Source organism: Shewanella sp. 4t3-1-2LB (assembly GCF_017368415.1).
Classification (GTDB): domain Bacteria; phylum Pseudomonadota; class Gammaproteobacteria; order Enterobacterales; family Shewanellaceae; genus Shewanella; species Shewanella fodinae.
Map to the genome: position 1 here is coordinate 23101 of NZ_JAFNJD010000035.1, position 21952 is coordinate 45052.

A 21952-nucleotide genomic window follows, 5' to 3' on the forward strand; every position below is an offset into this window, starting at 1 on the left:
CTTTGCCCCAAAACGCCCGCAACAGCGGGTGTTTTTACTTGCAGGCGGGGTGTTGGCGGGCGTGTTGAGTATGATGGTTTGCAGTTTATGGTAAAGCGGGTTAAATTTACTGTAAATTTATACAGCATTATAGGGTTATGATTTTATATATTGCTGAAAAGCCGAGTCTTGGTCGCGCTATTGCTGATGTGTTAGCTAAGCCGTTGCGCAAACATGAGGGCTATATTGAGGCGGCCAATGGTGATTGTGTGTCCTGGTGTGTTGGGCATCTGCTAGAGCAGGCGACCCCAGATGCTTACGATCCGCAATATAAGTCTTGGCGAGCGGAGCATCTACCCATTGTGCCGCAGCAATGGCAGTTATTACCCAAAAAAGGCAGTCGTACTCAGCTTGCCGTACTGAAAAAACTGATCAAACAGGCTGACCAGATTGTCCATGCAGGCGATCCTGATAGAGAAGGGCAGTTATTGGTGGATGAAGTGCTGTCTTATCTGGGTACCAGTAGTAATAAGCAGTCGGCGGCACAACGGTTGCTTATCAGTGATTTAAACCCTCAGGCCGTTAGTCGTGCTCTCGGGCAGATGCGCAGTAATCGGGAGTTTGTGCCATTATCCACCTCCGCATTGGCGCGCAGTCGTGCTGACTGGCTGTATGGCATGAATCTGTCGCGGGCTTATACCTTGCAGGGGCGCAAGGTCGGTTATCAGGGGGTTTTGTCGGTAGGTCGAGTGCAGACACCGTTGCTAGGCTTGGTGGTGCGTCGAGATGAAGAGATTGCCGCATTTCAACCAAAACCGTTTTATGAGGTGTGGGCACAGCTGCAATGTGACGATGGTGCCAGCTTCCGTGCACGCTGGCAGCCAAGTGACGCCTGTCGCCCTTGGATGGACGAGGACGGCCGCGTATTGGCAAAAGGCCTTGCAGAGAACGTTATCCAGCGCATCACCGGACAAACTGCAACGGTATCTGCACTAGAGAGCAAACCCAAACGACAGGCACCACCGCTGCCTTACAGTCTTTCGGCGTTGCAAATAGATTGCAATAAACGTTTTGGCATGAGCGCGCAGGAAGTACTAGACACGGCACAAGCATTGTATGAACGCCACAAATTGCTGACGTATCCGCGCTCCGACAGTCGTCATCTGCCACAGGCGCAATTTACCGATGCCGCAGAGATCATTGCGGTCATCAGCAAAGGCGCGGCCGAACTGCTGCAAGGGTGTGAACCCCCCGATGCTAAACGCAAATCCAAAGCGTGGGATGACAGTAAAGTTGATGCCCACCACGCCATTATTCCTACCCGCAAAGTGGCTAATCTTGCAGGCTTGTCTCAACGCGAACGGCAAGTCTATCTGCAAGTTGCCAGGCAGTATCTGGCACAGTTTTATCCCCATTATCAGTATCTAGAGACACAGGTTCAGTTGCAGATTGCGGGTGGCCTTTTTATTGCCAAGAGCAAGCAGGAACAACAACTGGGCTGGAAACAGTTGTTCCGGCAGGAAACGAGTCATGATGAAGAGGAGGCATTAGCCGGAAGCTTGCCGCCACTCAAGACGGGTCAACAACTGCAATGTGTGAATGGCGAATTGCTGGAAAAAGTCACCCAGCCACCCAAGCATTTTACCGATGCCACACTGTTAGCCGCGATGACCGGAATTAGTCGCTTTGTCAGCGATCCACAAATTCGTAAAGTACTTAAGGAAACCGATGGTCTCGGCACCGAAGCCACTCGCGCCGGTATCATTGAGTTACTGTTTAAACGGGGATTTTTACAGCGGCAAGGCAAGAGTATTCTGGCTACAGCGGCTGGCATCGGGCTGATCCACAGCTTGCCGGACGTTGCCACAACACCGGATATGACCGCACAGTGGGAAAGCAGTCTGGAGGCCATCAGTCGTCGTGAAATGAAATATCAGGCATTTATGCAGCCACTGTTGCAGCAGCTTACCGAGCTGGTTAGCCAGGCACAGAACAGCTTGCCAACGGCACTGTCCGGGATAAAAAACCAGCCGCGAAGTTTCCGCCGAACTGGCAGAAAAACGACATCGAACATGAGCAACAGGGCAGATAAGCACAACAAGGCAAAGGCTAATTCCGGTCAGCGTGCTAGGCGCCAAGCGAGACCTAAACCGGGAGAGACGAAGCCTGACGTCTAGACATCGCGTACTTTGCGGTATTGATTAGACACCATATCGTACTCATAACCGAATTGATTTAATTTCTGCTCCAATAGCTGAGGCGATAAGTCAAGTTCATATAACAGTGCCTGTTTGTCCTGACAATGCAGACGGAGTTTTTCATTGACGATACCGAGCAGGATCTCGGCGGGCAGTTGTTGCAGATCTTGCATGATAGATACCTCCCGGAACATCTCCTAAGCATAGCTACTGAACGGCTGATATCGTGGAAATAACCATAAAATTATAATGGGAATTTGCTCCTCGCTATTGCCATAAAAAAGGCCTGCCGCCTGGGCAGACCTCAAAAGATTATTCAATTCAGATGGTTACGTATTGGCAACGAAACCGAGACATATTATGCCACTGCCTAATTAAGCAGAACTGAAATCAGCGCAACTGTGAGCCGTTATTCAGCGCTATTAACCGCTCCAATATATGTTCGCCGTCGATACGAATGCCATTGTGCTCGTACTCAGAAGTCAGCCAATAACGGAGATTCGCAACCTGCGCGGCAGTTTCCAGGCTGAATTCCCGCTCCACATACATGTCGTCACTGTAGATAGCGGCAGCCACCGGCACTTTATTAGCAGCAAGCTGTTGCAGATTATAGAGTGTCGGCCAATCCTGTTTGCTGGCCAGCAATTCGGCACATTCTTGCAAAGGACGCAAATTGCTTATCTGTTGCAGCATCCATGGATATACCATTTCACCGGTAAGTAGCAGCTCGTCAGCTTCCGGCGAAAATTCCGGATATTCAGCACGTAGACGATGGGCGGCCCACGCCGATGACGTTTGCTGGCAATAGATGGCTTCATGCAACAGCACATATAACGGATTGGTGTGATAACTCAACATCTGGGTGAAGTGCTCGGCAAATAGCGGGTTGAGAGTGCTGCCATTGGCTCCCGATACCAGCGCTTGTTCAAGCAAGTAATAGACGGCTTCAGGCCCTTGCATCATGCCAAGATGGATCCCCAGCAGTTGCAGCATTTCTACCGTCAGCAGATCGCCATTGGGCAGGTATTCCTGATGTTGTCTCAAGTGCGCAGCCAGTGTGTTGAGTAACTTTGGCGCATCAGGAAAACGGCGTTGAAACTCACGGTTTTTGCTTAAAACCCGTTGATAAGTGGCGCGATAGACCTCATCGGCACTGCGCGTCAGCGAAGGAATACCGCCAGTGATAAAGGCTTGTTGCAGTCCTTCAGGCGCGACACTGAGATAACGTAGGATGCAGAAACCGCCAAAGCTCTGACCGAGTACACTCCAGGGCGCTTGCGGGCTGAGCTGCTGACGAATAGCTTCGGCATCCCGTACGATATTGTCAGCACGGAAATAGCTCAAATATTGTGCCTGTTGGACGGCAGTTAACCCAGCCAACGTCCGGTAACTGACGGGTGACGATAAACCCGTGCCGCGTTGATCCAGCAGCAGTACTCGATATTGCTGTAGGGCGCGTTTTATCCAGCCACCGTTGGCTAATGGCCGCTGCGCGGCGAAACCTGGCCCACCTTGAAAATATAATAACAATGGTAGATTTTGTGCGCCTGGTTGTAACCCTTGCAGTTCGCGTGCGAACACTTGAATGGTTTGTCCCTGGGGCACGGAATAGTCTAAGGGTAAGCTGAAATAATGCTTATGGCATCGCATTCCTTCGAGTTGTGTAATATTGTCCATCATGGTCATCTTTAGCAAAATTTTTGAGCGATTGTACAATGAAAATGTCCCTTAGGATGCCCAAAAAGTAATTTGCTCGCGCTTTCATTGACGGGAAAAGCTAAACTGGCAATCGCTCATAGCTTTTATGGCTCGGATCAAATTTTATTGCTGGTAATTGATCGATGATGGCAATGTTTATCATGGACAGATAAAACCAGCCTGAGAGTAACAACTATATGAAATATCAAATAATTCCCGTAACGCCGTTCCAACAGAACTGCAGCCTTGTCTGGTGTGAACAGACGCTGAAAGCCGCAGTGATCGATCCCGGTGGCAACATTGACCGGATCCTCGATGCTGTGCGTGAACATGGACTGACGCTGGAAAAGATTTTACTGACGCACGGACATATCGATCATGTTGGTGGCGCCGCTAAGCTGGCTGAACAGCAGCGGTTGCCGATTATCGGTCCACATGTGGCTGACAAAATGTGGTTAGAGCAACTGCCTATTCAGAGCCAAAAATTCGGCTTCCCGGCGAGTGCGGCATTTGAGCCCAACCAATATCTACAAGATGGTGATGAAGTTACCGTTGGTAACAGCGTGCTGAAGGTGTTTCATTGCCCCGGACATACACCGGGTCACGTGGTTTTTTGGTCTGAGGCAGACAAATTAGCCTTTGTGGGGGATGTCTTGTTCCGGGGTTCTATCGGCCGTACTGACTTCCCAGGTTCCAGTTATCAAGCGTTGATCGATTCAATTAGCCATAAACTGTGGCCGTTGGGGAACGATACCCGCTTTGTTCCAGGCCATGGGCCGATGTCAACTTTTGCGGAAGAGCGCCAGAGCAATCCGTTTGTGGCAGACCAACTGCTGCAATAATGGCTTTGGCTCGAGCATGACGCCAGCCTCGGTGTCGGCGCGTTATTTGGCCGCTTTAAATCGAATCTAAAAAGGCCCCGTAGGGCCTTATTAGATAGTTAACTTACCATTAACCGAAAGTACCGCTAACGTACTTGCGGGTGCGATCATTTACCGGATTCTGGAACACCTGTTTGGTTTCACCAAACTCGATCAGCTCGCCAAGATACATAAATGCCGTGAAGTCAGAAATACGGGCGGCCTGCTGCATATTGTGAGTCACAATTACGATAGTGTATTCCTTACGCAGCTCGGTGATAAGCTCTTCAATGCCTTGGGTCGCAATGGGATCCAAGGCTGAGGTGGGCTCATCCATCAGGATCACATCGGGTTTTAGGGCAATAGTGCGAGCAATACACAAACGCTGTTGCTGACCGCCAGAAAGGCCAGATGCTTCGCTGTGTAGCTTGTCTTTTACTTCATTCCATAACTGCGCTTGCTGTAGCGCTTCTTTAACGCGATGGTCCATATCTTTCTTGGACAGCCGCTCATACAGCTTGATCCCAAAGGCGATGTTGTCATAAATGCTCATGGGAAATGGCGTGGGTTTCTGGAATACCATGCCGATTTTGGCACGTAGATCGTTCAGGTCTACTTTCCTGTCCAATACTGAGAGTTCACCCAGCATGACATTGCCTTCGGCATACTGATGTGGATACAGCTCATAGATACGATTAAGACAACGCAACAGCGTGGATTTGCCACAGCCGGACGGACCAATCATCGCGGTGACGCGATTCTGATAAATCGGCATGCTGACATCAAACAACACCTGCTTGTCCTTGCCATAGTAAAAGTTCAGATCCCTTATATCCATCCGCTGTACTAGCGGTTTTACCTGTTGGGGTTGTTGATAATCTTTTAATTGCGCGACCAGACTCATCACGACCTCCGCTTTTTCAACTGGGGCAGTACCCGAGAAATAATGTTCAAAAACAAAATAGCCATAGTGATCAGCAGTGCGCCTGACCAGGCCAGTTGGTTCCAGGAGTCATAAGGACTCATTGCAAATTGGTAAATGGTCACCGGTAGGTTTGCCATCGGTTCGTTAGGATTCACTGTCATAAAACTGGAGTTAAGTGCGGTAAATAGCAGTGGGGCAGTTTCACCACTGATACGGGCTACCGATAACAGAATGCCGGTGATAATGCCGGTGCTGACAGCGCGATAGCTTAGTTTAACGGTCACCTTCCAGCGTGGAGTACCAAGACCTGCGCCCGCTTCACGCAAGGTGATGGGCACCAGTTTCAACATCTCTTCAGTGGTGCTGATGATGACTGGTAATGCGATAATCGCCAGCGAAATAGCACCGGCCCAACCCGAGAAGTGGCCCATAAATACCACCACCATCTCATAAACAAACAAACCGATGAGGATGGACGGTGCGCTCATCAACATACCGTTAAGAAAACGGATAGTGTCAGCGGTTTTAGAGTGCTGCCCATACTCCGCTAACCAAGTTCCGGCGAGAATACCGATGGGGGCCGCGATAACAATCCCTAACAGTGTCATGATGAGACTGCCAACAATGGCGTTGGCCAGTCCGCCTTCGCCGCCAGGGCCGGGAGTCACTTCTGTAAACAGGCTCCAACTCATACCCGCCATCCCTTTTTGAAATAGGGTGAACAGAATGATCACCAGAATGCCCAGTCCTATTAAGGTAGCCAGCACACACATGGCGCGGAACAATTGATTTTTAAACTTGCGGATCATTGAGCTTTCCTCCGCAGCAGCACGCGGGCGGTGCCCATCACGATAAAGGTGATCATAAACAGCACCAGACCCAGTCCGATTAAGGCTGAGATGTGCATATCACCGGTTGCCTCATTGAACTGCTCGGCAATTGTGGCCGAAATCGAGGTCGCCGGCATAAACAGGCTGGATTCAATACTCTGGGCGCCGCCTATCACAAAGGTGATCGCCATGGTTTCGCCCAGTGCTCGCCCCAGTGCCAAGATCAAGGCACCAAAAATCGGTCCTTTAATAGCTGGCAACAGTACCTTGATAATCACTTCAAACTGTGTGGCCCCAATACCATAAGTGGCTTCACGTAACACTTTGGGAACTGTTGATAGCGCTTCTTTGATCAGCGATGTCAGGATCGGCAGGATCATAAACGCCAAGATGATGCCAGAGGTTAACAGACCGACCCCCATAGGCGGGCCACTAAACAGTTGACCAATGATGGGTAACTCGGACAGATGCTCTCCGGCCCACACCTGAAAACCTTCAGAAAACCAAGGAGCAAAGACAAACAGCCCCCACATACCGTAAATAATACTCGGAACCGCTGCTAGCAGTTCTATCGCGATAGACAGTGGCCGAGATAACCAAACAGGGCAGAGTTCAGATAGAAAAATCGCAATGCCAAGGCCAACGGGGAGCGCGAGAAAAACGGCAATGACAGACGATACCAGTGTGCCGTACAGCGCATTGGCTGCACCAAACTCTTTGGTCACTGGATTCCATTCGCTGCTGAAGAAAAAGCCCACACCAAATTTTTCCAGCGCTGGCCAAGCGCCAATACATAGCGACAGCAGAATGGCAAACATCAGCACGGAAATCAGTCCCGCGCTGGTGAGGCAAGCCCGACGAAACAGATCGTCACCTTGCCAAGGAAGTGCTCTTAACGATATTGCAGTCATAAAGTCACAACTTTTTCAGAAATGGCTAAGCCCCCGCCAGAGGCGAGGGCTCGATTCGAATAACACTTAGTAAACAGCTTTGCCACCGGCTGTTTTGATATCGCTGTGCCACATGGTTTCAACCATCTTCACAACGTTATCTGGCATTGGCACGTATTCCAGCTGAGAGGCCAGCGCGTCACCATTTGCATAGCTCCATTCAAAGAACTTCAACACTTCTTTGGCAGTATTTTCATTTGCCTGAGATTTGTGCATCAGAATGAAGGTTGCGGCAGTCATTGGCCAAGAAGCGGCACCAGGCTGGTCGTTCAGGATCAGTTTGAAGCCAGGAGCATTAGCCCAGTCTGCGTTAGCGGCAGCGGCCTGGAATGCTTCCATTGTTGGCATAACAAACTTGCCATCTTTGTTTTTCATCTGGGTATAGGCCAGATCGTTGGTTTTCGCGTAAGCATATTCAACGTAACCGATAGAGCCTTTGGTACGTTTAACGAAGTTAGCGACACCTGCGTTACCTTTACCACCCAGCTGATGGGCTTCCTGTGGCCAAGCAACTTCTTTATCAACACCTACTTTTGACTTCCAGTCGCTGCTTACGCGTGCCAGATAATCAGTGAAGTTGTAAGTGGTACCTGAACCGTCTGAACGGTGCACGGTGTAAATTGGAGTATGAGGCAGTTTCACGCCGCTGTTCAGCTCGGCAATTGCCTTGTCATCCCAGCTTTTAACTTTGCCCAGGTAGATGTCTGCCAGCAGTTCACCTGTCAGTTTCAGCTCACCAGCCTTAACGCCAGGCAGGTTAACAACGGCCACGATTGAACCCATTACGGCTGGAAACTGTACCAAACCTTCTTTGTCCAGTTTTTCCTTGTCCAGTGGTGCATCAGAAGCCCCAAAGTCTACCGTTTTGGCGATAATCTGTTTGATACCACCACCAGAACCGATAGCCTGATAGTTCAACTTAACACCGGTTTCCTTATTGTATTGCTCTGCCCACTTAGCATAGACAGGGTATGGGAAGGTAGCACCGGCACCGTTGATAACAGTATCTGCATATACAGAAGCTGATGCGGCAATGGTACAACCTAACAGGGCGCCTTTAAGCAAGTTGTTCATATAGCAATCCTAAAAAGTGACTTTCCGTCGTTTGGTTAATTGACGGTGCAATTTTTAACATTGCTAAATGACAGCTATGTGACAACTGGAAATATTTTGCTTTTTTGCGTTGAGAAAATGACAAAAGCTCCCGCAGGAGCTTTTGAATAATGGTGGCGTGATAAAAACAAATCCTATACTTTCATTGATTTATCGCCACGTGCTAGGCCGACAATGCCAGAGCGAGAAACTTCTACCACTTTCGTCGTTTCCGATAATGATTGTACGAAGGCATCCAGTTTTTCGCTGGTCCCGGTCATCTGAATGGTATACAACGTTGGCGTGACATCAACAATCTGACCACGGAAAATATCGGCAGTACGTTTGACTTCATCGCGGGTGTCACCAGTGGCTTTCACTTTGATTAACGCCAATTCGCGTTCAACGTAACTGGATTCGGTGATATTGGACACTTTAAGTACGTCAATCAGCTTATGCAGTTGTTTTTCTATCTGTTCCAGAATCGATTCATCGGCAAATACTGTCACCGTTAGCCGTGACAAGGTGGCGTCGTCAGTTGGCGCAACGGTTAAGGTTTCAATGTTGTAACCGCGTTGGGAAAATAGGCCGACAACTCGTGACAAAGCGCCCGGCTGGTTTTCCATCAATACAGAAATAATTCGGCGTTTCATCAGCATTTCTCCGTTTTGCTCAGCCACATGTCACTCATCGCGCCACCTCGGATCTGCATCGGGTAGACGTGCTCCGTTTCATCAACACTGATATCGACAAATACCAGTTTGTCGGTCATTGCCAGCGCTTCGGCCAGTTTGCTTTCCAATTCGGCCGGATTGCTGATAGTCATGCCCACATGACCATAGGCCTCGGCAATTTTGGCAAAGTTAGGTACTGAGTCCATGTAAGACTGAGAATGGCGACCAGCATAGATGATGTCCTGCCACTGCTTAACCATACCCAGAAACCGGTTGTTAAGATTGATGATTTTGACCGGAACCCCATATTGCAAGGCGGTGGACAGCTCCTGGATATTCATCTGAATTGAGCCATCACCAGTAACACACACCACGGTTTCATCTGGCAACGCCATCTTGACACCCATGGCAGCCGGCAGACCAAAACCCATAGTGCCTAGCCCTCCGGAGTTGATCCAACGCCGAGGCTTATCGAACGGATAATAGAGGGCGGCGAACATTTGGTGCTGGCCGACATCGGATGCCACATAAGCATTGCCGTGAGTTAGCTTGTACAACACTTCTACCACTTGTTGCGGTTTGATGCGCTCATTGGATTTCTGATAATTCAGACAATGGCGCTCACGCCAACCCGTGATCTGCTGCCACCAGTTCTCCAGCGCGACTGCATCCTGTACGGGGAACAGTTCCGATTCCCGCAGTAGCTCCAGCATCTCGTCCAATACGTTGTCGGCAGAGCCCACAATCGGGATGTCGGCATGCACGGTCTTAGAGATAGATGAGGGATCAATATCAATGTGCATCACGGTGGCATTGGGGCAATATTTGGCAACATTATTGGTGGTACGGTCATCAAAACGGACACCAATACCGAAGATCAAGTCACTGTTGTGCATTGCCATATTGGCTTCATACACCCCATGCATGCCCAGCATCCCTAAGTTCTGTGGGTGACTTCCCGGAAATGCGCCTAACCCCATCAGTGTATTGACTACTGGCAAATTGAGTTTTTCTGCCAATGTGCGGATTTGCGGTGCACATTCAGCAATGATGGCTCCACCGCCCACGTACAGTACTGGTTTTTTGGCTTCCAGCAGTGCTTGCAATCCCCGTCGGATCTGGCCTTTGTGACCAGAAATGGTCGGATTATAAGACCGTAGTTTAACGTGTTTGGGGTACTGGTATTCGTATTTGAGTGCCGGATTTAGGCAATCCTTTGGCAGATCTACTACCACCGGCCCGGGACGGCCAGTGGCGGCAATGTAAAACGCTTTCTTGATGATATTGGGGATTTCTTTCGGATCCGTCACCAAGAAACTATGTTTCACCACTGGCCGCGAGATGCCGATCATGTCGCACTCCTGAAAGGCGTCGTTACCAATCAGATTGCTTGGCACCTGACCTGAAAGAACCACCAGGGGGACGGAGTCCATGTAAGCGGTGGCAATGCCAGTGATGGCATTGGTTGCGCCAGGGCCTGAGGTGACTAATACTACGCCTACTTTGCCAGTGGCACGTGCATAGCCATCAGCCATATGCACCGCAGCCTGTTCATGACGAACCAAAATATGTTCAATATCCGATTTTTCGTGTAGTGCGTCGTAGATGTCTAGAACGGAGCCACCAGGGTAGCCAAAGATATGTTTAACGCCTTCATCGATCAGTGACCGCACGATCATGCTGGCGCCGGAAAGCATCTCCATTGTTATTTCCTTAAAAAAATAAGATACCGTTACGGTAAACAGTAACTTTTACAGCGACGGTAATCGCTCTAATCGTCGGCAAGGAGGGTAATCCTCGCCACCCTGAACCCGGCCATTGCGGCTTATCACCTTGTAAGGTAGGGGTTCTCGTCCAGATGGACAGAAATTCATCATATTGAAAAAAAGTGAATTTGCAAGCATAGGTCTAATACATTTTGGCAACATGAGAGATTTTCACCAAGACCCAGACCAGATTTACATAAAGCCCGTCGTGATGACGGGCTTTATTTTTTTGCGGTGGTAAACGCTATTGAAACAGCGGTGCAATGCTGCTGCTTGTCAACGGATGGTAAGCGCTTTTGGCCTGTGAGAATATTCCTGCTGCCCAGGCTCTCTCTGGTGATTTGGCGAGCTTTTCGTACAGGGGTAACACCAAGCGTAAGCGACCAATGCGTTGCAAATATTGGCCTAGCGCTGGTTTAACCGCAAAATCGTTGTAATCCAATGCCAGTGAAAACCAGGAAAACGCAATTTCATCGTTACCGGTTGTGCTGAAATTAAACTGTTTATCTAGCGCTTGTAACTGTGCGCTTGTCAGTGGCTGTTGACTGGTTGCGGCTGGCATTTGCTGCAAGAAATGCAGCCATTGCTGGGCATTCCATTCTTGTGTAGCCAGTTGCGGCAGTGGCGTACCACTTAACCAGGCATTTCTGGCAGCATCTACCACTTTGAAGGCATCTGATTGCGGGACTGGTGTGAACTCGGGTAAGCCAGTGCCGTATAGCCAGGTGTGTATCTGTTGTTGGCTGACAACATTAGGATATAGCGCCAACAGGTGTTGTTGCAGATATTGCTCAAAGCTATTGGTATCAATACTGCCAAACGCAAAATGGGCAAAATATTGTTTTACGAAAGTATCGAAATGCTTACGGCCAAATTTTTGCTCCAGAAATAGCAGGAATAGTTGTCCCTTGGTGTAAGGAATGCCACTAAAAGCCGTATCGGGGTCGCTGTCTTTGAGATCGGCATGCAGTGCCGTTAGGGCTGTGGGCAGTGTTGGCAACTCTTTTTGCAGTTCACCATAAGCAATCGCCAGCTCCATTTTGGCTCGCTCGCTACCATAAAGATCTTCTACTACCCGATTTTCAACATAACTGGTAAAACCTTCATTGAGCCACAAATCTTGCCAACTGGCATTGGTTACCAGATTTCCAGACCAAGAGTGCGCCAGTTCATGGGCGATAACGCTGACCAGACTGCGATCTCCGGCGATAACGGTCGGCGTAATAAAGGACAATTTGGGATTTTCCATACCACCAAAAGGAAAACTTGGCGGCAGAATTAACAAATCGTAACGTCCCCAGCGATAACGACCATAGCGCTGCTCGACCGTATTGATCATTTTAGGGGTATCAGCAAACTCGTTCTGTGCTTGTTTTAGTTGTTCGGGTTCCGCCCATACTCCCGAGCGGGCATCAAACGCGGCAAAGGCGAGATTACCGGCGGCGATGGCGATCAAGTATGACGGGATTGCCTGTGGCATCTCAAAGCGGGTCACCGTGTCGCTGACTGGATGGCGGTCGGCACTCATTAGCACTGTCAGGCCTTTGGGCGCGGTTACTGTGGCGTTATAGCTGGCGCGGATCGACGGGGTGTCCTGCAGTGGTAACCAACTCCGTGCATGAATGGCTTCATTCTGACTGAACATAAAGGGTTGTTGTTTGCCTAGTGTTTGGGCGGCAGTTAACCACTGTAGTCCACTGGCAGTGGCGGCACTGGCATGGCTGATACGCACTTTGAGCGGATTCAGCTTATTGGTGTTTATGGTGAGCTTTTGGCCCAGTACCGGGTCTTTTGCCGCGAGTGTATAGGCCAGTGGTTGCCAGCGGCCTTGTAGATCAAGTCCCTCAACGTTGGTGATCGTGAGATCGCGGCTATCAAGTACCAGTGATGCACCTGGCTTGGACCAATGCAGTGTCAGCGTGGTGACGCCAAGGATCTGCTGATGGTCAAAGTCCAGTGTCAGTTGCAGATCGATATGCCTTGTTTGTACATCTTGAATATTGGCATAGCTGAAGCTGTCGGTAACGGCATGAGCACCTGGAGTGACTAACAGCAGTAGCGTCAGTAAGGCACCAAGCCGCCGTAGAATAGGTATTAACAACAAGGCGGATTCCTTATAAATCATCAGCAACAGACAACCTCCATATGCTGGCGGCTTATCTGTTATTTTACAAAACGGACCATTATAATGCCGAGCAGTTGCTTGGGCAGTTACTGTCAGCGTTATCATGCAATATTCGCTGGTTTATCTGGATGTCAAAAATGTAAGGAACTGTCACAGTGAATCTGAACTTCTCGGGTGGGCGCTTGATACTCAACTCGCGTGAACTGCAGGTGCGATTGCAGTCATCACCGGTTGTGATGACAGTTCTGGCAGAAGATATTCGCTTGTTAGCATCAGCCAGATTACTGCTGGCTGATGCAGGTGCTGTGCGGTGGCAACTGTCACTGGATAATGATACCCAACTGCAGCAATTGGCCGAATTTTACGGGGTCACCCCTGAGTAGACTCAATTGTCCAGTCGATGGCGTTGATGTGGCAGCGAAAAATCCTGTAGTGGGCCTTTAGGCACTATGCGTGTGGGATTAATTTCACCGTGGCTATAGTAATAATGCTGTTTGATGTGCTCAAAATTCACCGTGGCAGCGACACCCGGTTGTTGGTAAAGATCGCGCAAGTATGCCGATAGCTGCGGATAATCTGCCAAGCGCTGGCGATTGGTTTTGAAATGCCCATGGTATACCGCATCAAAGCGGATCAATGTAGTAAATAGGCGCCAGTCGGCCTCGGTAAGTTGGCTGCCCGTTAGATAACGTTGTTCACATAAACGTTGTTCCAGCCAATCAAGAGTATTAAACACATCGTCAAATGCCTGTTCGTAAGCCTGTTGGCTAGTGGCAAATCCTGCCCGATACACCCCGTTGTTGATATTGTGATAAATGCGTTCGTTCAGGGCATCTATCTCTGATCTCAGTGGCTTAGGATAATAATCCTGCGAGTTCCCCGTCAGGCGGTTAAAGGCGCTATTGAACATACGGATAATATCCGCGGATTCATTACTGACAATAGTATTTTGCTGTTTGTCCCACAGCACTGGAACTGTGACTCGTCCGGAATAATCTGCCGCCGCTTGCAGATAAAGCTGATACAGATAGTCTTTGCCATACAACGGATCGGCTTCGGCGCCATGAATGTGTCGCGCATTGTGGCTTTGTTTGGAACCTGCAAACTCCCAACCATTTTCCAACATGTGTGGCTCGACGACCGTTACGGCAATCAGGGATTCCAAATTCTTTAATGTGCGGAAAATCAACGTGCGGTGCGCCCAAGGGCAGGCGAGCGAAACATAAAGATGGTAACGACCGGCTTCTGCTTTAAAACCGCTATCACCCGTAGGGCCAGCATTGCCATCGGCTGTCACCCAATGGCGAAAGCGCGCTGCTTCTCGTTCGAATTTACCTTCAGACTTGCCCGTGTCATACCATTGATCAACCCATTGGCCTTGCTGCAGTAATCCCATGAGTCCCCCTTACGTTTATTGCCGAGAGGTTAAGTGTATTAACGATATAGTCTGATATAAAGCAGTAAAATTCGCCTCTTTAATCCTAAAAAATAGAAATGACATACCATTCCCATGGTTATGTGCTTTGTATAAATATTGACCTTTTGAGCATTATCCCCCTTGAAAACGGGTCCCACGACCTTATCTAGTTGCTATCGGCGGTAAAATAATATTGCCGATACAGACCGCGCCATTGGGCGGTCGCCGTAAACCGGGTGCGAATGGTTCGGCCCGTTAACTTTACATATTGCTTACGAGGATATGACTATGCGTAACTATGATTTGACTCCACTTTACCGCAGCGCTATTGGTTTTGATCGTCTTGCCCGTTTAGCTGAACTGGCTGCCAATAATAATGGCAATGCCGGTTATCCTCCCTATAACATCGAGCTGTTGGGCGAAAACCACTACCGTATTACCATGGCAGTTGCCGGGTTTGCGATGAATGAGCTGGAGATCACCAGTGAAGGTGAAAAACTGCTGGTAAAAGGCACCAAGAATACCGAGCAAACCGAGCGTCAGTACCTGTATCAGGGAATTGCTGAACGTGGATTTGAACGAACCTTCCAGCTCGCAGACTTCGTCACCGTAGAAGGTGCTCACCTGGAAAACGGTCTGCTGAATATCGACTTGGTTCGGGAAATCCCTGAAGCGATGAAACCGCGTAAGATTGAGATCGGCTCAAATAGCGATAAAGTGCTAGAAGGTGAAACCACCACTGTACGGACGAAAGCCGTAGAAGCCAAACCAGCCGCCTAACCGTTACTCGGCGAGTCAGTCTGCATTAAAAGCCAGTCCTAGGGACTGGCTTTGTGCTTTTTAAGGTGCTATTGATTGCGCACTGAAGTAGGACAAGAGGATCCCATGGAACAGTTGCTTTGCTATAAAACGTTGCCATTATGGCATAAAGATACCGTGCCTGATGTTTTTAAGCAGTGTCACAACACTCAGGCCGGCACTTGGGCTCAACTAAAAATAATCAAGGGTCAACTGACGTTTGAACTGCTCACAGAGTCGGGTACGGTAAGTGAATTTCTGGTGTTTGATGTAGAACAACAACCACCGATGATTGCACCGCAGCAATGGCATCGGATTGCATCGATGTCAAACGACATCGAATGCCAACTGAGTTTTTTCTGTGCGCCTGAAGAGTATTACCTCAAAAAACAGTACGATCTCAGCAAAACCCACTCGGAAGTGGTGGCTGCCATGCCGCATTTGCGGATTGGCACAGCATTGGATCTGGGTTGTGGACATGGACGCAATAGCCTGTATCTGCATTTGCACGGCTTTGATGTCACAGGCTATGACCGTAACAGTGAGAGCGTTGCCTACCTGCAACGGTTGATTGCTGATGAACAGTTAAGTGGTATCCGTGCCAGCCAGCAGGACTTGACCGAATTACAGATCCAAGGTGCATTTGATTTCATTCTATCCACGGTCGTCTTAATGTTTCTGCCACCGGCAACAGTACCGGGCTTGATAGCGCAGATGCAGCAACATACGCTGCCGGGGGGCGTTAATCTGATCGTGTCAGCCATGGATACCGAGGATTTTCCGTGTACCGTAGGGTTTCCTTTCACCTTTAAAGCCAATGAGTTGCTTAACTATTATGCTGGTTGGGACATCATTAAATACAATGAGAACGTTGGTGAGCTACACAAGCGTGATGAGCAAGGTAACTATATCAAGTTACGTTTTGCCACCTTATTAGCCCGTAAGCCATGATGACATATTAAGCTCAAAGAAAATAAAAACCCGCTAAAAGGCGGGTTTTTATCAGAACGTGTAAAGAGGGGATTACTGCTGATTTTCCAGATCGCTAAACTGTCCGACAAACAGCGGAGAAGACAGATACCGTTCTGCTGCTGAAGGCAAAATTGCTACTATGGTTTTATCCTTGAACTCAGGCAGTTCTGCCAGTCGCACGGCGGCAACCGCTGCGGCGCCTGAGGAAATCCCCACTAGAATGCCTTCTTCCTTCATCAGTCGATGTGCCATGGCAATGGCGTCTTCGGAAGTAACGGTTTCCACTCGATCAATCAGCTCCAGATCCAGATTGCCAGGAATAAAACCGGCACCTATCCCTTGGATTTTATGTGGTCCGGGTTGTACCGGTTCGCCTGCCAGTGTTTGAGTGATCACTGGTGACTCTGCAGGTTCTACGGCAACTGAGGTAATTGCCTTGCCTTGGGTCTTTTTGATATAGCGACTGATCCCTGTAATAGTACCGCCAGTACCCACACCGGCAATGACTACATCGACTTTACCGTCGGTATCATTCCAGATTTCTGGACCGGTGGTCTTTTCATGAATTTCTGGATTCGCCGGGTTTGAGAACTGTTGCAAAATGATGTACTTATCTGGATCGGTTAAGCGTATTTCTTCGGCTTTTTCAATGGCACCTTTCATGCCTTTCGCGCCTTCGGTCAGTACCAGATTGGCACCAAGCGCTTTCAGCAGCTTGCGACGCTCCAGACTCATAGTATTGGGCATGGTCAGCGTCAGTTTGTAACCGCGAGCGGCGGCTACATAAGCGAGGGCGATCCCGGTGTTACCTGAAGTCGGTTCAATCAGTTCTTTGTCTTTGGTGAGCAAACCTTTCTTCTCAGCATCCCAGATCATATTCGCGCCGATACGGCATTTGACGCTGAAACTTGGATTACGTGACTCAACCTTGACCAGAATGTTGCCGTTGCCGATACGATTAAGACGTACCAGAGGGGTGTTACCGATAGTGTAAGAGTTATCTTGGAAGATTTTGCTCATAGCTTTATTAGCTCCTTAAATTGCACCCATCAAGCATAAGTCCCTTTATATCAAAGAGAAGTGAATCTTTGTTATTCGTTATGCAATTTGGTTATTACATGACGTCATCATATTGGCAATTACCTAAAGTCTCACTGTTCGATGCTTGCCTGGGAAAGGAAAGATATTCTGCTTGAGTATAAGTGACCACATAAAAAATGTCCGCCGTAGCGGACATCTACTCAGATAAGTGACAACTTATTCCGGTGCCACTTTAGGATTGCGGTATGCATCACGATAACGCTCGACCCACATTGCGGTTGCACCGCAGATGGCAACTGGCATGACAATAAAATTTAACACCGGAATCATGGAGAACAGCGTCACAGCTACACCAAAACTGACGCTGGTGCCTTTGGTCTGTTGCAACGCAAATTTCATGTCATGAAAGGCCACTTTATGATTATCAAAAGGATAGTCACAATATTGGATTGCCATCATCCAGGCACTGAAGAAAAACCAGATCACCGGGAAAAGCGTTTGGCCTGCGACCGGCACGAAAAACAGTAACAGCACTATGATGGCGCGTGGCAGGTAGTATTTGAATTTCTGCCACTCGCGGCCAAAAATGCGTGGTAGATCTTTTACCAGATCCAACGCTCCGCCAGTGTTGAGTGGTTTTCCCGTCAGCAGTTGCTCGGTTTTTTCCGCCAATAAGCCATTGAATGGCGCAGAGATCCAATTCATTACTGAACTAAAGATAAATGACAACAGCACCAGTAAGGTCACGATGGCTAACGGCCAGAGGATCACATTAAGCCAACTGAGATAATCAGGCAGGTGGTTTTGGATCCAACCAAACACCACATCCAATTGCTGCACTGCAAAATAGATAGCAATACCAAAAAGCACCAAGTTCACCAACAATGGGATCAGTACAAAACGCCTTAACCCTGGACGTTTTATCAAACTGAAACCATCAATAAAGTAGCTGATGCCACTTTTCTTCTGAGTAAGCGACGATGGCATAATGAACCCCTCGAAAAAAGCATCACATGATGTTGCCGATTTTGAGTAACCGGGCGCACGAAAACAAGTAAAAATCTTTGATAAGTGCATAAAAAGCGTTACAAAATGCATGGCGCTTTGTTAAAGTGAGTTAACTTTTCAGAGGCGTTAACCTTCATTGGCGCCGATAGATATCCGCGTTATTTTTCAAGCGATTGGCATCGGAAATAGATGAGACTCAAACAGATAAAACTTGCGGGCTTTAAATCGTTTGTCGATGCCACCAAAATTCCTTTTCTGAATCCGCTGACAGCGGTCATTGGCCCTAATGGCTGCGGTAAATCCAATGTGATTGACGCTGTGCGCTGGGTGTTGGGAGAAAGTTCTGCCAAAAACTTACGGGGTGATTCCTGGGCAGACGTGATTTTCAATGGGTCAAATGCCCGTAAACCGGTGTCAGTGGCCAGTGTGGAACTGGTGTTTGATAACACTGAAGGCCGTATTGGTGGTGCCTACGCCAGTTATGATGAACTGGCAGTGCGGCGGCAGGTCTCCCGCGATGGCGAAAATCTTTACTATCTCAATGGTCAGAAATGTCGTCGCAAGGATATTACAGACATTTTTATGGGCACCGGTCTGGGCCCGCGCAGCTATGCCATTATCGGCCAGGGCACGATTTCGCGGCTGATTGAATGTAAACCGCAGGAGTTGCGCATATTTATTGAGGAAGCTGCGGGTATTTCCCGTTATAAGGAACGCCGCCGCGATACTGAAAACCGTATTCGTCATACCCGTGAAAATCTGGACCGTCTTGGTGATATTCGCGCAGAGTTGGGTAAGCAGTTGGAAAAACTCACGCTTCAGGCACAAGCGGCAAAGCGCTACCGCGAATACAAGCAACAGGAACGCACTCTGCATGCGCAACTGTTAGTGATGCGTTATCTAGAACTGCACGAATTAGCTGAAGCAGAAAATAGCGAAATTTCTCGGCTAGAGACAGAACAACTGCGTTTGCAAACAGCCGCGGAACATTTGGGTTTGCAGCTAACTGAACTCAAATTGCAGCAAGATGATCAGGAAGACATTGAACAGCGTCAGGTGGCGGATTATTACCAGTCCAACACAGAAATTGCCAAGACTGAACAACAGATCAAATTTCTGCGCGATCAAGATCAGCATTTGTCGAAGGAACTGGCGCGGATACAAACGCAACAGCAACAGTTGCAAGGCCAGTTGCTGCAGGTCTCCGAGAAAGAGCAGCAGTTACAAGCATCGCTGGCCGCGCTACAGCCCACTCAGGAGCAACTAGACGAAACTCACTGGGAACTGACGGGTCAGATGGAAACTCTGGAAGCGCAACTACAGCAAGCCAGTGAAAAATCGCGGCAGGCGACGACGGCGCTAAGTGAACTGCGACACCAGCAGGAATTGGCGGCCACGCGAGAGCAACATTTAAAACAGCAGATGGAACAAGACCGCCTGCAATTACAAAGGATTACCGAACGGCTTGCCAGTGAGTCTCAAGGCGATGATGCTGACAAGCAAGCATTGGTGTCGCAGTTAGCCGCTGCGCAGAGTCAACTGCAACAACTGCAGCAGCAGCAAGTGCTGTTGCAACAGCAACAAATGGAAGCGCAACGTTATCAGCAACAGCAGCAGCAAGTGTTGCAGGAACAAAAGCAACAGTTGTCAGCATTGCAGATGCGGCATCAGATGTTAGGCCAATGGCTTGCAGCCCAGCAGCCGCAGGCGGACAGTGGCCAATTTCCACCGTTGTGGCAGGAAATCACCATTGCCGCGGGTTGGGAACAAACGGTTGAACAATGGCTAAGTCCGCTGTTGGCCAAAGCGATAACCGATAACGCCAACGGGTCAGGTTTTCATCGCATCGAGCCGCAACGCTGGGGGCCGGTGACCGCGCCTGCGAACCTTAGCCCCTGGTTGGCACGGATCCGCTGGGCCGACACCGCGTTAGATGCGCAAAGGTTACAATCACAGCTGGAACCGTCAGAGATTATTCTATGTGCCGAAGGTTCCGTTTGGGGGCGGGACTTCAGTTGGTCATTGCAAGCCAATCAAGATTCACTGGTCGCTATGGCGGCGGAGCAGGAAAAATTAGCAGCCATGATCACCGAGGCTGAGCAACAACTTGTTGCCGCTGAGGAAGCGTTACAGCGTGCACAGCAATCTGCCAGTGCAGCGACGATAGCGCTTGAACAAGGACAGCAGCAGTTGCAGCAACAGCAACTGCAACATGCTAAGGCGCAGATGGCGCTAGATAATATAGTGGCAAGAGCGCAGCAGCAGGCGCAGCAGCGACAGCAATTGCTAGACGACAAACATACGCTGGCAGAGCGTATTGCGAACTGTGAATTAGATCTGGAAGCGCTGATTGAAAGCCAGTTCGCGGCCGATGATGAACTCTATCAACGTCAAGGTGACGATAGGCGTTTTAGTGAACAAGCATCGGTTTTGACCTCACAAAGGATCGCCTTAAAAAGCCGCCTTAATGACACCGAACGCCAACTGCGTGATGCTAACCGGCAATTGAATGAACAGCAGACAGCACTAGCATTAATTCAACAGCAAGCGACTCAATTACAATCACAACAACAGCAATTGCAGCAACAACTGACAGAACTTCAGGAATACCGCCAACAAGACACCCCAGAAGGGGATGCCATCGACGTGCTGGAGCAGCAGTTACAGCAATTGCTGGGGATGCAACAACAGCAACAACAATCACTGGCGCAGACCCGCACGCACATTGCTGATTTGCAAAAACAGTCTGAAAGTCTCTCTTTAAAGCAAAAACAACAGCTTGCAGAGGCTGAACACTTGACTCACTCTATCAGCACGCTAAAGTTACGTCGCGAAGGGTTAAAAGGACAAGCGGAGAGTCAACTGGCGCAGTTACAGGAGCAGCAAATCCAGTTGGCGGCGATAGCCGATACTCTGCCTACGGATGCGTCTACCGACAAATGGCAGGTTGAATTGGACGCTGTGCGAAATCGTATCAGCCGTTTGGGGGCCATCAACCTCGCGGCCATTGACGAATTCGAACAACAAAAAGAGCGTAAAAATTACCTTGATGAACAGGACAAGGATTTAAATCAGGCGCTAGCGAGTTTGGAAGAGGCAATACGCCGTATTGATCGTGAAACCCGCAGCCGTTTTAAAACCACCTTCGAACAGGTTAATAGTGGCTTGGGTGAGTTGTTCCCCAAAGTCTTTGGTGGTGGCAGTGCTTATCTGGCACTCACGGATGATGATTTACTGGAAACCGGGGTCACCATCATGGCAAGGCCACCGGGAAAAAAGAACAGCACAATCCACTTACTTTCCGGTGGAGAAAAGGCGTTGACCGCTTTATCATTGGTGTTTGCTATATTCAGGCTCAATCCAGCACCTTTTTGTATGTTGGATGAAGTAGATGCACCACTGGATGATGCCAACGTAGACCGCTTCTGTAGACTGCTACAGGAGATGTCGCAAAATGTGCAGTTTATCTATATCAGCCATAACAAAATTACCATGGAAATGGCCGATCAGCTGATAGGGGTAACCATGCACGAGCCTGGCGTATCGCGTATTGTCGCGGTCAATATTGAAGAAGCAGTGGCCATGGCCGATGCAGGATAACAACAGGAATAACAGGTAA

At 49.1% G+C, this 21952-nt stretch carries 18 protein-coding genes; 6 read left to right on the forward strand and 12 right to left on the reverse strand.

The window, feature by feature from the left end:
* The first annotated feature begins 137 nt into the window (after positions 1-137).
* Positions 138-2156 carry a DNA topoisomerase III gene (locus tag J3L11_RS13135; RefSeq protein ID WP_207571293.1) on the forward strand — a complete coding sequence of 673 codons (2019 nt, stop codon included), beginning with the start codon at positions 138-140 and terminating at the stop codon, positions 2154-2156.
* On the opposite strand, the gene J3L11_RS13140 is transcribed toward J3L11_RS13135, so the two are convergent.
* On the reverse strand, positions 2153-2350 hold the full coding sequence (locus J3L11_RS13140) for a DUF4250 domain-containing protein (RefSeq protein WP_133039954.1): 198 nt from the start codon (positions 2348-2350) through the stop codon (positions 2153-2155). The genes J3L11_RS13135 and J3L11_RS13140 overlap by 4 nt on opposite strands.
* A 217-nt stretch (positions 2351-2567) precedes the next feature.
* Positions 2568-3857 carry an alpha/beta fold hydrolase gene (locus tag J3L11_RS13145; RefSeq protein ID WP_207571294.1) on the reverse strand — a complete coding sequence of 430 codons (1290 nt, stop codon included), beginning with the start codon at positions 3855-3857 and terminating at the stop codon, positions 2568-2570.
* Positions 3858-4072: 215 nt separating this feature from the next.
* Between J3L11_RS13145 and J3L11_RS13150 the strand changes: the two genes are divergently transcribed.
* Positions 4073-4717: an MBL fold metallo-hydrolase gene (locus J3L11_RS13150; protein ID WP_133039956.1), complete on the forward strand. Its 645-nt coding sequence runs from the start codon at positions 4073-4075 to the stop codon at positions 4715-4717.
* A 109-nt stretch (positions 4718-4826) separates the two neighbouring features.
* Here J3L11_RS13150 and pstB read toward each other — a convergent pair whose 3' ends face one another.
* The 7 genes from pstB to J3L11_RS13185 all read right to left on the reverse strand — a co-directional run bounded on the left by pstB (position 4827) and on the right by J3L11_RS13185 (position 13097).
* A complete protein-coding gene (pstB, locus tag J3L11_RS13155) occupies positions 4827-5639 on the reverse strand; it encodes a phosphate ABC transporter ATP-binding protein PstB (protein WP_189617877.1) in 813 nt (270 codons plus the stop codon).
* Positions 5639-6469, reverse strand: coding sequence for a phosphate ABC transporter permease PstA (gene pstA / locus J3L11_RS13160; RefSeq protein WP_189617876.1), 831 nt, complete (start codon positions 6467-6469; stop codon positions 5639-5641). The genes pstB and pstA overlap by 1 nt, the downstream gene beginning before the upstream one ends.
* Positions 6466-7401 carry a phosphate ABC transporter permease subunit PstC gene (gene pstC / locus J3L11_RS13165; protein ID WP_189617875.1) on the reverse strand — a complete coding sequence of 312 codons (936 nt, stop codon included), beginning with the start codon at positions 7399-7401 and terminating at the stop codon, positions 6466-6468. The genes pstA and pstC overlap by 4 nt, the downstream gene beginning before the upstream one ends.
* A gap of 66 nt (positions 7402-7467) precedes the next feature.
* Positions 7468-8514 carry a phosphate ABC transporter substrate-binding protein PstS gene (gene pstS, locus J3L11_RS13170; protein ID WP_207571295.1) on the reverse strand — a complete coding sequence of 349 codons (1047 nt, stop codon included), beginning with the start codon at positions 8512-8514 and terminating at the stop codon, positions 7468-7470.
* Positions 8515-8687: 173 nt separating this feature from the next.
* On the reverse strand, positions 8688-9185 hold the full coding sequence (ilvN, locus tag J3L11_RS13175; protein ID WP_133039961.1) for an acetolactate synthase small subunit: 498 nt from the start codon (positions 9183-9185) through the stop codon (positions 8688-8690).
* Positions 9185-10909 (reverse strand): acetolactate synthase 3 large subunit, encoded by a 1725-nt coding sequence (locus tag J3L11_RS13180; protein WP_207571296.1) that lies wholly within the window; start codon positions 10907-10909, stop codon positions 9185-9187. The genes ilvN and J3L11_RS13180 overlap by 1 nt, the downstream gene beginning before the upstream one ends.
* A 307-nt stretch (positions 10910-11216) precedes the next feature.
* Positions 11217-13097: a M1 family metallopeptidase gene (locus tag J3L11_RS13185; RefSeq protein WP_242695241.1), complete on the reverse strand. Its 1881-nt coding sequence runs from the start codon at positions 13095-13097 to the stop codon at positions 11217-11219.
* Positions 13098-13252: 155 nt separating this feature from the next.
* Between J3L11_RS13185 and J3L11_RS13190 the strand changes: the two genes are divergently transcribed.
* Positions 13253-13480, forward strand: a complete 228-nt coding sequence (locus tag J3L11_RS13190; protein WP_133039963.1) for a DUF3389 family protein — start codon at positions 13253-13255, stop codon at positions 13478-13480.
* 2 nt (positions 13481-13482) lie between these two features.
* Here the strand turns inward: J3L11_RS13190 and J3L11_RS13195 are convergent, their stop codons facing one another.
* The gene (locus J3L11_RS13195) at positions 13483-14493 is read right to left on the reverse strand and encodes a glutathione S-transferase family protein (RefSeq protein WP_207571298.1); all 1011 of its coding nucleotides are present in this window, start codon (positions 14491-14493) and stop codon (positions 13483-13485) included.
* A 309-nt stretch (positions 14494-14802) separates the two neighbouring features.
* On the opposite strand from J3L11_RS13195, the gene J3L11_RS13200 reads away from it, so the two are divergent.
* Positions 14803-15294: an Hsp20 family protein gene (locus tag J3L11_RS13200; RefSeq protein ID WP_207571299.1), complete on the forward strand. Its 492-nt coding sequence runs from the start codon at positions 14803-14805 to the stop codon at positions 15292-15294.
* A gap of 75 nt (positions 15295-15369) precedes the next feature.
* Positions 15370-16263, forward strand: a complete 894-nt coding sequence (tehB, locus tag J3L11_RS13205) for an SAM-dependent methyltransferase TehB (protein ID WP_242695238.1) — start codon at positions 15370-15372, stop codon at positions 16261-16263.
* A 72-nt stretch (positions 16264-16335) separates the two neighbouring features.
* On the opposite strand, the gene cysK is transcribed toward tehB, so the two are convergent.
* Positions 16336-17304: a cysteine synthase A gene (gene cysK / locus J3L11_RS13210; RefSeq protein WP_189617869.1), complete on the reverse strand. Its 969-nt coding sequence runs from the start codon at positions 17302-17304 to the stop codon at positions 16336-16338.
* A 237-nt stretch (positions 17305-17541) separates the two neighbouring features.
* Complete coding sequence (gene cysZ, locus J3L11_RS13215) at positions 17542-18312, reverse strand: sulfate transporter CysZ (protein WP_207571300.1); 771 nt, start codon at positions 18310-18312, stop codon at positions 17542-17544.
* Positions 18313-18522: 210 nt separating this feature from the next.
* Between cysZ and J3L11_RS13220 the strand changes: the two genes are divergently transcribed.
* Positions 18523-21933, forward strand: a complete 3411-nt coding sequence (locus tag J3L11_RS13220) for a chromosome segregation protein SMC (protein WP_207571301.1) — start codon at positions 18523-18525, stop codon at positions 21931-21933.
* The last annotated feature ends 19 nt before the right edge of the window (positions 21934-21952 follow it).